Here is a 2152-nt window from a genome sequence, read left to right on the forward strand (position 1 = left end):
ATTGATCCGACAGGTGAAATTGCTTGGATTCCTATAATTATCGGTGCGACTTTATATGCCGGTTCGCAATCCACTTCATTACAGAATGCCGCTGCAAGCTCGGCACAATACTGGGCAAACCAACAAAACCAGACTGGTAATTCGTTCTATACGATTCCTGGTTCTCTTGCAGCTTTAGCTGATTCTTGTAACATTCAAACTACAACCGCTGTATTAGGTGTAGGTGCATTGGCAGGTGCTTATTTAGGTCGACCGTTTTGGCAATACTATCCTGCAAGTAATCCTGCGTATTCATCCTCTTGGTTTACAAGAGGATGGGGATGGAAACCTCCCTATTCGACAGGTCAACAAGCAATCGAGAAACTTGCATTGCCTGCATATAACCCAGCAACTGCTGTTCGATCAGTAAATCCACCCTGGTGGAAGCCAGTGCGAGGACCGAGGCCAGTCGAAACTGCAAATAATCAGCCGGGTGGAGGTATTGAATATATACAAAACATACGATGGTAAAATCAAAATGTTCGGAAAACTTGTAAGCTTCCTCGCACACTTGCTTGGTTGGACACCACTTGGAAAGCGAGTGCAAATTGAAGTATCGGAGAGTATTGATGGATCAAATTATGGTTGTTTATTGTATGGTGAAATAATTGAAGTGATTGCATTAGAACCCGGAGATAGCAACGGTAAAATTAGTGTACTTATTCGACTAGATCAGCCTTTCGTACATATGAATCAAGCTATAAGTATCATACATGCTATCTCAAGGCATAAAAATTATGGTTTTTATGCCTTATTTCTCACTTGGATAGCAGTTTATATAATTCCAAGTGATAATTGTGTTGAACATGATTGGAATAAAGGGATTGGGATCTGGTCCTTGGGGTTGATTCGATAAATTCATAAATTGGAATCAACACATCATCAAAAATGGTCCGTTGAGTCCGAGGTTTTTGTTCTTCTATGATCCATCGGGGCAACTGATCGGAGAATATCAAGACAAAGCTGCTACAACTACACCGGCTGATGATTGGTTAGTCCGGCAGGAAACTGTGTGGCTGGGCAACATTCCGGTCGGCGTAATTACGAAACGCACCGCTACCAGCGAAATCCAGGTGCATTACATCCACGCGGACCACCTCAATACCCCGCGGGCGATCGTGGATCAGTCCAACACCATCGTCTGGCGCTGGGAGAACATTCATGCATTTGGTGCTAACTTGCCCAACGAGGATCCGGACAACAACGGCCAGCTATTTGAATACCACCTCCGTTTCCCCGGGCAGTACTTCGATAAGGAAACCGGTCTGCATTACAACTATTTCCGCTATTATGAACCGGAGACCGGGCGGTATATCTCGCCAGATCCAATTGGGTTGGCGGCAGGGATGGATGTTTGGGGGTATGGATTGCAAAATCCTATACGATGGATCGATCCATCGGGATTGGATGCAACTAATTGGTGGAACAACTCAGGCGGTAGGAACCCGGTAACCGATGGTCCGACCAATGGCAACTGGGGTGGCGGCAACTGGAGTGGTGGTGTTGGTAAGGGTACAGGAACCGCGCCCGCCCTTGATAGTGGCGATGAATGTTATCAACGCCATGATCAGTGCTATGACGCGGGCACTCCGAAAGCATTATGTGACAAGAAGCTCGTCGACGAATTAAAGGCATTGTCAAGTGACCCAAGACGATGGACTCGACCACCTGCACCTGGAACGGAAGGAGATTCTGACCGCTACCGTCGAGGTGCTATCATTATCTTCGGTCAATGACCATGACTAGCAAATTACTTGTGGCTCTAGCTATCTGTGCTGGCATAACTGCACTAACTTTGTGGGCACAGAATACATACTGGCAGGGTGACGACAACTTCTTATTGCTCAACGTGCTTTTGATAGCACACGTCATTATCAGCGGTTTGATCTTGTGGTTGATCCCGGGTAGTAAACTGTTCAAAATTGCAGTGATAATTTTTTTGATTATTGGCCAATGGTGGGGGATCGAATTTGTTGCAATGCTGGTAATTTGGTATCTACGAGGATTTGCTCCGTAGCAAGTAGCGTGGATAAGCTTGCGCCATCCAGGATCAACGCATCATTAGGGAGATGATCCATTGAGTCCGAGGTTTTTGTTCTTCTACGATCCAAAT

General features: G+C 45.9%; 3 protein-coding genes. All 3 read left to right on the top strand.

Going from position 1 to position 2152, the window contains the following annotated elements:
* On the top strand, positions 1–510 hold a 510-nt coding region (locus KF839_RS14730), incomplete at its 5' end, for a hypothetical protein (protein WP_292918585.1).
* Between the two features lie 7 nt (positions 511–517).
* Positions 518–895 carry a hypothetical protein gene (locus KF839_RS14735; protein WP_292918586.1) on the top strand — a complete coding sequence of 126 codons (378 nt, stop codon included), beginning with the start codon at positions 518–520 and terminating at the stop codon, positions 893–895.
* Positions 896–935: 40 nt separating this feature from the next.
* Positions 936–1775, top strand: coding sequence for an RHS repeat-associated core domain-containing protein (locus tag KF839_RS14740; RefSeq protein ID WP_292918587.1), 840 nt, complete (start codon positions 936–938; stop codon positions 1773–1775).
* The last annotated feature ends 377 nt before the right edge of the window (positions 1776–2152 follow it).

The sequence above is a fragment of the Nitrosomonas sp. genome (genome assembly GCF_019635155.1).
GTDB lineage: Bacteria > Pseudomonadota > Gammaproteobacteria > Burkholderiales > Nitrosomonadaceae > Nitrosomonas.